This is a genomic window from Litoreibacter sp. GN1-5 (assembly GCF_055693805.1).
The window spans coordinates 80,156-93,842 of sequence record NZ_JBVFUP010000001.1 but is presented as its reverse complement, the minus strand read 5'-3'; the positions used below and the strand labels follow the sequence as shown (position 1 = coordinate 93,842).

Annotated in this window: 12 protein-coding genes; 1 reads left to right on the top strand and 11 read right to left on the bottom strand. The window is 56.7% G+C overall.

Annotation, left to right across the window (positions count from 1 at the left end; translation table 11 throughout):
• Positions 1–43: 43 nt before the first annotated feature.
• Positions 44–1,732 carry a chloride channel protein gene (locus tag ACZ1HF_RS00435; RefSeq protein ID WP_472658940.1) on the bottom strand — a complete coding sequence of 563 codons (1,689 nt, stop codon included), beginning with the start codon at positions 1,730–1,732 and terminating at the stop codon, positions 44–46.
• Between the two features lie 82 nt (positions 1,733–1,814).
• On the opposite strand from ACZ1HF_RS00435, the gene ACZ1HF_RS00430 reads away from it, so the two are divergent.
• Positions 1,815–3,188, top strand: a complete 1,374-nt coding sequence (locus ACZ1HF_RS00430) for an FAD-binding oxidoreductase (protein ID WP_472655661.1) — start codon at positions 1,815–1,817, stop codon at positions 3,186–3,188.
• A gap of 8 nt (positions 3,189–3,196) precedes the next feature.
• Here the strand turns inward: ACZ1HF_RS00430 and recN are convergent, their stop codons facing one another.
• The 10 genes from recN to ACZ1HF_RS00380 form a co-directional block, all read right to left on the bottom strand.
• Complete coding sequence (recN, locus tag ACZ1HF_RS00425; protein ID WP_472655660.1) at positions 3,197–4,843, bottom strand: DNA repair protein RecN; 1,647 nt, start codon at positions 4,841–4,843, stop codon at positions 3,197–3,199.
• Between the two features lie 33 nt (positions 4,844–4,876).
• Entirely contained in the window at positions 4,877–5,737 is an 861-nt protein-coding gene (locus ACZ1HF_RS00420; protein ID WP_472655659.1) for an outer membrane protein assembly factor BamD, read from the bottom strand.
• A gap of 113 nt (positions 5,738–5,850) precedes the next feature.
• On the bottom strand, positions 5,851–6,771 hold the full coding sequence (gene lpxC / locus ACZ1HF_RS00415; RefSeq protein ID WP_472655658.1) for a UDP-3-O-acyl-N-acetylglucosamine deacetylase: 921 nt from the start codon (positions 6,769–6,771) through the stop codon (positions 5,851–5,853).
• A gap of 220 nt (positions 6,772–6,991) precedes the next feature.
• Positions 6,992–8,620: a cell division protein FtsZ gene (gene ftsZ / locus ACZ1HF_RS00410; RefSeq protein WP_472655657.1), complete on the bottom strand. Its 1,629-nt coding sequence runs from the start codon at positions 8,618–8,620 to the stop codon at positions 6,992–6,994.
• A gap of 404 nt (positions 8,621–9,024) precedes the next feature.
• Positions 9,025–10,359, bottom strand: coding sequence for a cell division protein FtsA (gene ftsA / locus ACZ1HF_RS00405; RefSeq protein ID WP_472655656.1), 1,335 nt, complete (start codon positions 10,357–10,359; stop codon positions 9,025–9,027).
• On the bottom strand, positions 10,356–11,231 hold the full coding sequence (locus ACZ1HF_RS00400) for a cell division protein FtsQ/DivIB (RefSeq protein ID WP_472655655.1): 876 nt from the start codon (positions 11,229–11,231) through the stop codon (positions 10,356–10,358). Before ACZ1HF_RS00400 ends, ftsA begins: the two co-directional genes overlap by 4 nt.
• Positions 11,219–12,133, bottom strand: a complete 915-nt coding sequence (locus ACZ1HF_RS00395; protein ID WP_472655654.1) for a D-alanine--D-alanine ligase — start codon at positions 12,131–12,133, stop codon at positions 11,219–11,221. Before ACZ1HF_RS00395 ends, ACZ1HF_RS00400 begins: the two co-directional genes overlap by 13 nt.
• Before the next feature lie 80 nt (positions 12,134–12,213).
• Positions 12,214–13,143, bottom strand: a complete 930-nt coding sequence (gene murB, locus ACZ1HF_RS00390; RefSeq protein ID WP_472655653.1) for a UDP-N-acetylmuramate dehydrogenase — start codon at positions 13,141–13,143, stop codon at positions 12,214–12,216.
• Between the two features lie 25 nt (positions 13,144–13,168).
• Positions 13,169–13,438, bottom strand: a complete 270-nt coding sequence (locus ACZ1HF_RS00385) for a DUF2484 family protein (RefSeq protein WP_472655652.1) — start codon at positions 13,436–13,438, stop codon at positions 13,169–13,171.
• Positions 13,435–13,686 carry a DUF2484 family protein gene (locus ACZ1HF_RS00380; RefSeq protein ID WP_472655651.1) on the bottom strand — a complete coding sequence of 84 codons (252 nt, stop codon included), beginning with the start codon at positions 13,684–13,686 and terminating at the stop codon, positions 13,435–13,437. The genes ACZ1HF_RS00385 and ACZ1HF_RS00380 overlap by 4 nt, the downstream gene beginning before the upstream one ends.
• Between the last annotated feature and the right edge of the window lies 1 nt (position 13,687).

Below are 13,687 nucleotides of genomic sequence, written 5' to 3'. Positions count from 1 at the left end.
CGATAAGGTCAGGCCGCAACCAACCCGAAGATGAGAACGGTATTCACGAATGTTCCTCCGCCGCTGTGGCAGCCAGGGCGCGGTTGTATTGTCGTAAGGCATCCACCTGAAACAAGGCGCCAAGGATCGTGGGCGGCTCCCCCTCTGCACCGAAGGTGACAACGGGGATAAACGCGCGATTGCTATGTTCAAACATAGGCATAGCGTCTTCAAGCGTGGCGTTAGGGCCGATATGCACACCTTCCTCAATCACCGCCCAGACCGCCTCGTCCGAAGCCGCATTTGGGTCATCCGGCTTGCGCATTACGTTTGACACCCTAAACATTGACAAAAGATAGGCTTGCGGTCCCGCGGCCAGATGTACATTGCGTTTTTCCAACTGCGTCAGGAAGAATGACCGATCCACCAACCGGCTGGATAGCGCAGTGGATAGCGATACCGCCACCATCACCGCCAGCCCGGTCTGCCAGTCGCCCGTCAATTCAAACACGATCAGCGTGGTTGAAATCGGCGCGCCCAGAACCGCCGCCGACACGGCCCCCATTCCTGCCAAAGCATACAGCGTCTGTTCCCCCGAGACATCCGGAAACACCCCTGTCGCCACATATCCGAAGGCCAGTCCAGTCAAAGCGCCGACCATAAGGGATGGTGAAAAGACCCCGCCACCCATCCGACCCGCCATTGTGATTGCGACTGCAATCACTTTCAAAACGGCGAATATTACCGCTTCATGCAACAATAATTCCCCGGTCAGCGCAGCCGAGATCGTGCCATACCCGACCCCGATAATATGTGGAAACCCGATCGCAATGACACCCAGCAAAGCGCCCGCCACCGCAGGACGCAACCAACGCGGGATATGCATCTTCTTTTGCACATAAGTGCCGATATCATCGGCCCAGAAAATCGCGCGCATCAGCGCGACGGCGACCAAGCCGGAAAGAAGGCCCAACATCAAAAACGCCGGAAGCTCTACATAGAAATTCAACGTGTTTCCTTCGGGCAGCATGAATTCCGTCACGCCCCCAAATTCCAGACGGTTGATCACCGTCCCGGCTGCGCTGGCAATCACGATGGGGGCAAAAGCATGCACGGCGAAGTGGCGCAACACCACTTCCAATGCAAACAAAGCACCAGCAATCGGCGCGTTGAAACTGGCCGAAACCGCAGCCGCCACCGCACATCCCAACAGGTCGCGCCCGGTGATCCCATTAGCCTTGATCAGCCCGCAAACCCAGCTTGAGATCACACCTGCCAAATGCACCACCGGCCCCTCGCGACCTGTAGACCCACCCGTGCTGAGCGTGATCAGCGACGCTGCGGCAGAGGCAAGCCCTGCGCGCTTTTCCACCCGGCCATTATGCAACGCGGACCCTTCAATCACGTCAGCCACAGAACGGACCCGGCCATCCGGGGTAAAGAAATGCAGGATAAGCCCTGTGAGCAACCCGCCCACAATGGGGATCAGCACGATCCAGTACCACTCCAGATCGGTGACGAATTCCTGAAGCTCGCGCACGTCCTTGGCGTCATAAAGGACGCCCTGTATCGCCTCGATCCCTTTGCGGAACAGCAGCGCGGCAAACCCGGCGGCAATACCGATCATCAAGGCAATAAACCAGAACTGTATCTGCGACGGCCCCCGGTGGCGCATCAAGCTCCAACCCTTGCGACAGGCTAGAACAGCGCCATCCAGTTGCTGTCCGATCAGGGTTTTCTCTGGCTCGGCCATATGTACCCACATGCTGCCACTTTCCCTAACGGATCAGACAGCTTAACTTACTTTAACACCAAACCGATCCGGGGACACAGCCATGACCATTGCGGATGCGATTACAGAACTCTCTTCTGTTCTAGGCGAAAGGCTCACGACCTCCAAGTCAGATCGTGACATTCATGGCCGGTCCGAGACCTATTTCACGCCCGCACCACCTGACGCAGTCGCTTATCCGGAAACAACGGACGAAGTTAGCCAGATCGTGCGCATCTGCGCGGCTCATGATTGCCCCGTGATCCCATGGGGTACAGGGACATCCCTTGAAGGGCATAGCCTTGCTATCCGTGGCGGCGTCACAGTAGATTTTTCGCGCATGGACAAGGTTCTGGCGATCAACCAAGAGGATATGGATGTTGTCATCCAGCCGGGACTGACCCGCGTTGCTCTGAATGATCATTTGCGCGCAACTGGCCTGTTCTTCCCGATCGATCCCGGCGCGAACGCCGCCCTTGGCGGGATGGCAGCCACACGGGCCAGCGGTACGACCGCCGTGCGGTATGGCACTATGGCAGACAATGTTCTGGCGCTTGAGGTTGTGCTGGCCGATGGCCGCATCATCCGCACCGGGTCTCGCGCGCGTAAATCCTCTGCCGGATATGATCTGACCCATCTGTTTGTCGGCTCTGAAGGTACATTGGGTCTGATCACCGAGCTAACACTGAAATTGCAAGGTATCCCCGAGGCAACCTCTGCCGCCATTTGCGCCTTTGAGAATATCGAGGCCGCCGTGCAGACTGTTATCATGACGATCCAGATGGGTCTGCCGCTGGCTAGGATCGAATTCGTCGATACTGCGACGGCCGCCGCGTTCAATGCCTATGCAGAGGCGTGTATGCCGGAAAAAGCTCATTTGATGGTAGAATTCCACGGATCAGATGCTGGTGTTCAGGAACAGGCCGAACGCTTTGGGGAACTGGTATCCGAGATGGGCGGCTCTGGCTTCAAATGGGCCACCCGGACCGAGGATCGCTCTGCCCTATGGAAAATGCGGCACGATGCTTATTACGCCATTCTGGCCTCGCGCAAGGGGGCCACGGCGCTGGTTACGGATCTGTGCGTGCCGATCTCGAAACTGGCCCAAGCCGTAGAAGAAACCCGCGCCGATATCGCCACTTCCAATATCCCTGGCCCAATTCTGGGCCATGTGGGCGACGGTAACTTCCACGCTATTCTGCTGGTTGACCCGGGCAGCAAGGCCGAATTGGAAGAGGCTAAATCCCTGTCAGACCGCATGGTCAACCGGGCCCTTGATCTGGGCGGCACTGTGACTGGTGAGCATGGCGTCGGCATGGGCAAACTAGATTACATGCACCGCGAACATGGCGAGGCCTGGGGCGTCATGGCCGACCTGAAACGCACGATGGACCCGAAAAACATCCTGAATCCCGGTAAGGTGGTACGGGTGAATTAATACAGCACTTATGGCGTGCCCAGCAACGCCTTTGCGGCTTCTCGGGCCGCGTCGGTGATCTTGTCTCCCGACACCATACGGGCAATTTCGTCGACGCGGGCCTTTGTGTCCAGAGGCGTCACAGTTGAAAACGTCTCATCTTTGCGCACTTGTTTTTCCACGCGCCAGTGATGCCCCCCAAGGGCTGCGACCTGCGGCGAATGGGTTACGACCAAGACCTGCGCGCCTTCGGCCAGCGCCGCTAAGCGACGTCCAACCGCATCCGCTGTTGCCCCGCCCACGCCCCGGTCAATTTCATCGAAGATCATTGTCACCCCAGAGGCCTGCCCGGTCAGGCAAACCTTCAGAGCCAACAGAAAGCGCGACAATTCCCCGCCCGAAGCAATCTTGTTCAAAGGCCCCGATGGCGCACCGGGGTTTGTCGCCACCGTAAAGGCCACCGCGTCGCATCCGTCGGGACCCGCCTGTTCCTCTGTCATCTCGGTGCTGAATATCGCGCGTTCCATCTTGAGCGGCGCAAGCTCTGCCGCCATGGCTTTGTCCAGCAATTTCGCGGCCTTCACTCGTTTGGTCCGAACCGCCTCTGCGGCCACCTGATACTCCGCCTTAGCGTCGTTCAGCGCAGCGCTAAGCCCCGCGATTTCTGCCTCACCGCCATCTACTGCCGCCAGGCGCGCCCGCAATTCATCTGCAAGCCCGGCCAGATCATTGGCCAGCACATTATGCTTGCGCGCCAGACCGCGTATTGCGAACAGCCGTTCTTCCACGGCTTCCAGTTCACGCGGATCAAACGACAGCGCGTCCAGACAGGTCTCAACCCCTTGCGCAGCCTCACCCAGCTCTGTCATTGCGCGCTCTAACCCAGCCAACGGCTCATCAAGTTGGCCTTCGGCCTTGTCTGCCACACCATCAAGCCAACGGGCGGCATCGCCCAGATTACCTTCTGCGCCGTTTGACCCAAGTGCCTGCAATGCCTTGCCAATGTCTTCACGAATACGCTCCCCCGCTTGCATCAGGCGGCGTTGCGTGTCCAATTGTTCCTCTTGTCCCGGTTGCGGATCAAGCACGTCCAGTTCTGCTACGGCATGACGCAGGAATTCCTCGTCCTTGCGCGCCTCTTCCAGTCGGTCTTCTGCCGCCTTTAGCGCTTTGCGCGCCGAAGAAACCTCTCGCCAAGCCAACCGAACCGTGTCCAAATCAACACGCGCATAGGCATCCAGCAATTGCCGGTGCACGCGCGGGTTCAATAGTCCCCGATCATCATGTTGCCCGTGCAGCTCAACCAACGTCTCGGATAAGGCCCGCAACACCTCGCCCGACGCACGACGATCATTGACATAAGCCTGCTTGCGCCCGTCGGGGTAATTCACTCGACGCAGGATCAGCTCACCCTCGGGATCAAACCCAGCCTCTTCCAGAACGGCAATGGCATCGTGCCCAGCGGGCAGATCAAACGCCGCCGTGACTTCGCCACGCTCGGCCCCCTGACGCACCAGTTCGGCCCGACCACGCCAGCCCAAAACAAAGCCCAGCGAATCCAGTAAGATAGATTTACCTGCCCCGGTTTCCCCGGTCAGAACATTCAAACCCGGCTGAAATTCAAGGCTCAGCCGGTCGATGATCAGCATATCGCGGATATCAAGACTGCGCAGCATTTACACCCCTTGCCGCCTGCACGGGTTTCACCCTTATAGCCACTGTCCCCTGATCATCTGCCGGTACACATCCCGTAGCCATCCGGTGCCGCGCGCGTCCGGGGCCAACCCACGACCTTTCAGCAGGTTGAAGCTGTCCTGATAAAATTCCGAAGATTGATAGTTATAGCCAAGGATTGCCGCCGCTGTCTGCGCCTCATCGGTCAGGCCCAGCGACAGGTAGCTTTCGGTCAAACGGTGCAATGCCTCAGCCGTATGTGTCGTTGTCTGGAATTCTTCCACCACAACACGGAACCGGTTGATCGCCGCCGTATAGTGACCGCGCTTGAGGTAATACCGCCCGATCTCCATCTCTTTGCCCGCCAGATGATCGAATGCCAGATCAAATTTCAGGATCGAGGAGTTGGCATATTCGCTGTCAGGATAGCGTTCAATTACAGCGCGCAAAGCTTGCAAGGCCTGAAAGGTCAGACCCTGATCGCGGCCAACCTGATCGATCTGATCATAGTAGCTGAGTGCCAACAGATATTGTGCATACGCCGCGTCTTCATCTGCCGGGTAAAAGTCCAGATACCGTTGCGCAGCCGCGCGCGATTCCTCGTATTTCTGATCTGCATGATAGGCAAAAGCCGACATTATCAAGGCACGTTTCGCCCACTCGGAATAGGGGTATAGCCGCTCAACCTCGTTGAAAAAGCGCACCGCTTCTTCCGGATCGCCGCCTTCAAGCTCAAACTCTGCCTTTTGATAGATTTGTTCCGGCCCAAGGTTCTCAACCGACACATCGCGGGTTGCGCCCCCACCAAACAAGCCGCCACCGCCGCCACAGGCTGACAGGCCAAAGAGACAAACAATCACAGCTATTTTGCTTACATAAGACCCACTGCGCGACATCAACCGCAAACCCCATATTCCCCGCCGTTTCTGATTAGAGAAATCGGCCAATCCATCGCGGTCTAGCACATCTTTTCGCGGGGCAAAACGTCTTTAAAGCGGATGTGAACGTCTTAGGCCGCCAACGGCACATCGGTCAATTTCACACCAACGCCCGGCAGATGCCGTGCTTGCTTGGCCGAGCATTTAACCAGTCGGTAAGACCCTGGCGTTGCAAACAATTTACGCAGCAACCGATTGGTCATCGCATGACCAGCCCGCTGCCCTGTGTAACAGCCGAGAATAGGCATGCCAGCCAGTGCCAGATCACCCAAGGCATCCAGCATCTTGTGGCGCACGGCTTCATCCTTGTGACGCAGGCCACCGGGGCTCAGAACAGTATCGCCATCTACAACAACAGCGTTCTCATAAGTGCCGCCCAGGGCCAGCCCCTGTGCGTGCATCGCATCGATATCAGCTTTACGGCAGAACGTGCGGCTATCGCTCAATTCCCGAACGAAGGCACCATTGCCCATGTGAAGATGTTTTGCCTGTCGACCGATTACCTTGTCGTCAAAATCGATCCGAAAATCGATCTCAAGCGCGCCTGCCGGGGTCATCATGGCAACTGCGCCATTATCTTCGACCATAACAGGTGACAAAACTTCAATTGCATAGAGCGGCGCGTTCTGAACCTCGATCCCGCATGCAATGAAAGCTTTTACAAATCCAGCAGAGCAGCCATCCATAATAGGTATTTCAGGGCCATTCACCTCAACAACCGCATTGTGGATACCACAGCCGGCCAAGGCTGCCATGATATGTTCAACCGTCAAAATCTCGACGCCGTCATCGTTTATCAGGCGGGTGCAAAGCGGTTTCTCAGCAACATGGTCGTAAAGCGCCGGGATCATCTGATCACAGCCCACTATATCCGTGCGGCGGAACCATATCCCATGCCCGGCCGGTGCCGGAAGCACCTTCATCGCGGTCGTTACACCCGAGTGAAGACCAACGCCACTGAACGTGGCTTTTGATTTTAGTGTCGCCTGCACCTACTGCTCCTAAAGGGAAACTGTTTTCCCAAACGATTGCCATATGGAACGCTTTGTTTAAACGCCATAATCTGTGGCATAATCTAGGGTTACAGAGCCCTTGTCACAATTCACTCTTTATGACCGTTTGAAACAATGTTGCAATACCGTTTAAAGTATTGATTTCAAAAGAAAAAGGCCGGCATTGCCGGCCTTTTCAAACTTATGACGTAACGTCGATTCAGTTGGCTTGACGCCGCAGGAAGGCAGGTATCTCGATTTTCTCCTGCTCAGGATCGGCAACCGGGTCCGGATCATAGGACGTCACTGGGGGGTGTCTGCGGGCAACCTGTTGCGGCTCAGACGCCATGCCTTCATGCCCATGACCTGTCATGCGATTGATAAGGGAGTTGATCCCGAACCGTGGTTTTTCAACATGCCCTTCAGCCGCCTCATGAGACGCATGAGCAGGCTCTGGCTGCTGATGACCGGGCGTCTTGTTCACAGCTGCGCGCAGCCGCTGCAATGCCTCTGGCGTTGGCGTGCCTGCAGGCGCGCGTTGCTGATGCTGAGACACGAAAGAGGGATGGACCTCTTGGATCGGTTCTGGCTGTGGCGCAATCTCTTCAGGTTGCTGGTGCTGATACACCGGCATAGGCAACCCGTCTTCTGACACAGGCTCTGGTGTCGGAGCTGCCGCAGGCGTTTCCAGTTCTGCAAACAAGGATGGTTCAGGCGCTGCAGATTGTGGAGCCGCTGGTGCAGGCGTTACAGATGCCGCAACAGCAGGTGTTTCAACTATAGCAGTCGCAGGCGTCTCGACTTCAGGTTCCGGCTTGCGTTCGGGCTGGGTCAAAGGTGTCGCCAGACTGCGACGCGGCACTTCCATTTCAGCGGCCTCTTCGCTGGCATCGATACCTGTCGCCACGACGCTGACGCGCATATAACCTTCCATCGATGTATCGAGAGTAGACCCGACGATGATATTCGCTTCTGGGTCCACTTCCTCGCGGATACGGTTCGCGGCTTCGTCCAGTTCGAATAGTGTCAGATCATGGCTGCCGGTGATATTGATCAGAACGCCTTTTGCACCGCGCAACGAGATCTCGTCCAGCAGCGGGTTCGCAATGGCCTTCTCGGCGGCCTGAACAGCGCGGTCTTCACCATCGCTTTCACCAGTACCCATCATCGCTTTGCCCATCTCGTCCATAACGGCGCGCACATCGGCAAAGTCGAGATTGATCAGACCGGGCCGGACCATCAGATCGGTCACGCCCTTGACGCCTTGATACAACACATCATCAGCCATCGAAAACGCCTCGGTAAAGGTGGTCTTTTCATTGGCCAGACGGAACAGGTTCTGGTTCGGAATGATGATCAGCGTATCAACGACCTTTTGCAGCGACTCGACACCGTCTTCGGCCTGTTGCATCCGCTTGCCGCCCTCAAACTGGAAAGGCTTGGTCACGACACCAACGGTCAGAACACCCAGTTCCCGTGCAGCTTGCGCGATAATTGGCGCGGCACCCGTTCCGGTCCCGCCCCCCATACCGGCGGTGATAAAGCACATATGTGCGCCTGCAAGGTGATCGACAATTTCCTCAATCGTTTCTTCAGCGGCGGCGGCCCCGACACTTGGGCGCGCACCTGCCCCAAGACCTTCCGTGACTTTTACACCCATCTGTATCTTCGCGCTGGATTGCGATTGTTGCAGGGCCTGCGCGTCTGTATTGGCCACCACAAACTCGACCCCGTCGAGTTCTTTCTCGATCATATTGTTGACCGCGTTTCCACCAGCGCCACCGACGCCGAAGACTGTGATACGTGGTTTCAGTTCTGCCTGTTCGGGCATCCGAAGATTGAGTGTCATGAGTATGTCCGCCTGTCTGTTCCGTTTCGGAGTGGGCCAGTTTCGGCCCTTATAATTATGCCTCTTAGCCTGAAACCTTACCGACACTTCCGGGCGGCGTCACGCAAAAAACACAGTGTTTGCACAAAATATGGCTATTTTATTTTCCGCTTCGGCGGTATTTCGCGCATACCTGCAAATCTAGCAGAAACTCGCTGCATAGGCACAAAATGCAGAAAATCTCGCTCTCGGAAATCATCCGGAACGTGCAGCGGCTTCTCGCTGTCATTCAGGCCGAATCCAGATCGATCTGGCCTTGAAGCTCTCAATTTATGGCGACTGCTCAGCCTGCCATTTCGCCTCTTTGGGCGTTACACCTCTTGTTAGCACATCGGAATTTCGAGGTCATCCAAATTTTCGAAACCCTACCAATTGTCTTTGAACCATTTAACGGCCCGTTTCAGTGATCGCGCCGGGTAGCTATCAACGGGAATGTCGAAATCCCACCATTCATCCTGCGGGTGCGCTGCAAACAAACAGGTGCCAACCGCGCTTGCAAAAGACGGGCCTGTCACCGATTGCGGCAAGCCTTGCACTCGCAAAGGTCTGCCAAGGCGAACCTGCTGACCCAGAATTTTCGTCGCCAACCCGTCGAGTCCCGGCAATTGGCTTGCGCCCCCTGTCAACACAATGCGTTGTCCCGGCAAATGCTCGAACCCGGCGGCATCAAGGCGCACGCGAACCTCTTCCAGAATTTCCTCCATCCGCGGACGCATCACGCCGATCACCTCGGCACGGCTGACAGTCCGGCGATCATGTTCCCAATCGCCCGTGTCAGAACTCAGATCGATCCGCTCACGATCATCCATCCCCGTCGCCACAAGCCCGCCATAGAATGTCTTGATCCGTTCCGCTGTCGGCATTGGCACCTGCAAGCCTTGCGAAATATCCGAGGTCACATGATCCCCACCCATGCGCACTGTGTCGGCATAGATCATATGCTTTTTGATAAAGATCGAAATTCCAGTAGACCCGCCACCCAGATCGATGCAGGCCGCGCCCAGCTCTTGCTCGTCTTCGACCAGCGATGCAATCCCCGCCGAATAGGCTGAGGACGCAATCCCGGCCAGTTCCAGATCACATCTTTTAATGCAATATAACAGGTTTTCGATGGGTGCGCGGTCCACGCTTAGCATGTGCATATCAACCGACATCGCATTGCCAGCCTGCCCCCGCGGATCGCCCAGACCCGTGCGATGATCCACCGCGAAATTCACCGGCTGCGCATGAAGAATTTCCCGATCAGCCCCGTAATCCGGCAAATCACAAGAGCTCAGAACCCGCGCAACGCAATTATCAGTGACCGTCCCATCATGCAGATCAACCGTCCCGGCAAGACCATAGGACCGGGGCTTGGCCCCTGCAAAACAGGCAATCACGTGATCCACCCGCACATTCGCCATTTTCTGCGCTGCCTGTACGGCAGTTCGAATAGCACGTTCGGTCTCATGCATTGCGTCAATCTCGCCAAAGCGAACCCCACGAGACCGCGTTGTTGCAGCCCCGATCACGCGGAATGACGATTGCCCGGCCAAGGATCCAATCCCGTCACTATCGCGGAACCGCTCAGGCCCATCAAAGCGCAGCACAAGGCAGGCAATTTTCGACGTCCCAACATCCAGCACAGCAATGACCCCACGATGCAAAGCTGCTTGCCGCTTGTTTCTCATGGCGCGTTGGGACTGGTAGAGGTCGGTCATTCCTGGTTGTCCTTCTTCTTGATTTCAATTCCCTGAGACACGCGCAGCTCAGTCATCGCGTGCGGAGACAGTTGCAGTGTGGGGCGTTTTCCGTTGCGAATATCGATCCGGGTGACATCACGGCTGAGCAAGCCTTGGGCGTCATTCAAAGCAATCACCCGGTCCAGCGCCTGTTCCGGCTCGGTCTCGGGCAACAGGATACGCTGGTTGCGATCCAGCACGATGTCCCAGCGGCGTTCACCCATACGCACAAGGCCCAGAATGCGTTCGCCAATCGGTTCGGCCCGGCTCAGCAGACGCAACGCTTCGGGCACAACGCCATCAGCCCCCAGACCTGTGATCAACAGCAAATCAGAACGGTCAGCACGCGCGGCAATATTCACTACCCGGTGCCCCGCTTCATCAAGCAACGTCAATCCGTCCGGCCCGCGCCAGACAACGGCAGGCACACGTTCCGTCACACGAACCGCCAACACGCCGCCTGAGCGGACGCGAATATCAGCCCGCGCCACCGCATCCAGCTTTTCGACCTCGATACGCAGGGCTTCGAGGTCAAGATCGAACGAGCTTATAGGCAGATCAACTGGCAAGACTTCCCGGATATCACCCGCAAGATCCTTGGACGCGCCGTCAATTGCCATGATCTTCACCATGAATTCAGGGCGCTCCTCAACCGATCTGCGAAGTTCTGCAAATTGCACATTCAGGCTGTCGCGACGCCCCTCATCCGAGAAATAGAGGCCAATAAGCACGATAACCGTTGCCACCGGCAAACCCACGCGCAGGCCGACACGGAAAATCGGCGTCAACCACAACCGCTGAATGCGGTAGGCCACACGGCTTGGTGCCGGATCGCGTTTCATCGGTTGCATGACGCGTCCTCCACGACCCAACGACACAATGCACCCATGGACATACCGCAGACCTTCGCCTGCTCTGGCGTCAACGATGTTGGTGTCATCCCCGGTTGGGTATTCGTCTCCAGAAGGATCAGACCGTCTGCCCCTTTCCCTTCGTCCCAGCGAAAATCTGTGCGGGAAACACCCCGACAGCCCAGCACCTGATGCGCACGCAGAGCATATTCGAGACAGAGATCGTGAATATCCGCAGGAATTTTCGCCGGGACCACATGACGCGACCCGCCCTCGGCGTATTTCGCATCATAGTCGTACCAACCATCGGTCAGAATATCTGTTACCGTCAAGGCGCGGTCGCCAATGACAGTTGTTGTCAGTTCGCGCCCCGGTGCAAAGGCTTCAACCATCACCGTCTCTGGCATAGTCTCGGCCAGCTTGGGCGGACCATTGGCATCCTCATGCACCAGATAGACCCCGACAGAAGACCCTTCATTGTAAGGTTTTACCACATAAGGTGGGGCCATCAGATGGCGTGTCATAACCTCAGCCTTTGGGGCCAGCAGGCTGTCAACCACTGGCAAGTCAACGCTGCGATACACCGCTTTCGTGCGCTCTTTGTCCATCGCCAAAGCCGAGGCCAAAACGCCGGAATGGGTGTAGGGAAGGCGCAGCCATTCCAGTATGCCTTGCACACAGCCATCTTCGCCCCAGCGACCATGGAGCGCATTGAACACAACATCAGGGGCAATTTCGATCAGGCGCACAGCGACATCCGGACCTGCATCCAGCTCCGCCACTTCAAAACCTTCTTCCCGCAAAGCAGCGGCGCAATCACGCCCAGACGAAAGAGACACCTCGCGCTCTGCCGAGGGCCCGCCCATCAATACCGCCACTTTCACGGATGTCCTGCTCGACATACCCGCCTCATGTGCCTGCTCGGGCCTTTTGCGACCCTTGTTATTGTGTGTGGAGCCTTTGCGGCCCCTACATCTTGTGTTTAGCTTTTGATTGGCCTATCACCTATCCGAAGCACTTCCCATTCTAACTGTATTCCACTGTTTTTGAAAACCTTTTTCCGCACCAGCTCACCCAAATCCTCTAAATCGGCAGCGGTGGCTTGCCCGGTGTTTATCAGAAAATTTGGATGTTTCTCGCTCATCTGCGCGCCACCCAATGTGGCACCACGCAAACCGGCATCTTCGATCACCTTCCATGCCTTAAGGTCATGATTGTCATCCGCCCGGCCCGTTGAGCTATATCCAACAGGGTTGCGAAAGGTGCTTCCGGCACTGCGATCCTTTGTTGGCTGTGTCGCATTACGCTTAGCAAGCTGATCTTCCATCTTTCTGCGCAAAGCTTCAGGGGCGCCAGTCGATGCCTCAAACACCGCTTCCACAATCACCGCACCCTCTGGCAAATCACTTTGCCTGTAGCGGAAATTCAGGTCATCCGGGCCAAACGTTACAACCTCGCCCGCGCGGGTGATGACAGTCGCCTCAACAAACACATCGGCCACGTAAGACCCGTAACACCCGGCATTCATCCGCACCGCCCCGCCAATGGCACCGGGAATGGTTCGCAGAAATGTCAGATCTACCCCCGCATCTGCTGCCTTGCGCGCCACATGTGCATCCAAAGCCGCAGCTCCACATGTCACCCGCGTGCCTTCAACTGTGATACCGTTGAATCCCCGGCCAAGCCGGACCACCGCAGCACGCAGCCCCCCATCCCGGACAATCAGGTTCGAGCCGACCCCCATCGGAAATACCGGTATATCGAGGTCCAGCGCCTTCAGAAACTGCGCCAGATCATCATGATCTGCAGGTTGAAACAGGTAATCTGCAGGCCCGCCAACCCGAAGCCATGTCAAGTCAGCGAGAGGGCGGTCGGGGGTCAGAGCGCCCTTTACAGATGGTAGAGATTTCATCAATACACCATATCGATGCATCGCATCACTCGGCCGGGCCCTTCTCAGGCTCTACAATCTTGCGTTTGACCCACCGCCCCAAATAGCGGACCGGCCAGCGTAAGATAGACACGCCTGCGGCCAGACAGAACAGACCTATCCAGGGGCCATTTTCATAAGTAACCCATCCCAACAGAGGAATACCGACCGCAATCAGCACATAAGCTGCAGGCCAGTGATAGTGTTTGGACGGAAACATCGCGGTCACATTTGCGACGATCATCCAGACAAAGGCTAAGACCAAAGACAGGCTCATTTCGGGGTCTCCTTGCGCTCTCGCGCGACTCGGTACAGGTACTTCAATGGGTTACGGAACATCGACACAAAAGCCGCAAGGGCAAGTAAGGCAAACCAGACCCCGTGCTGATACCAGATAAAGATGATCAGGATCGGCGCCAGCAGTAACAGGCACAATCCGGGTTTGTATTGATACCGCATGGGCAATAACGCCACGCCGGTCGCCAACAGCGCCCACAGGATAGAAAGAAGGACCGACCAACTCACC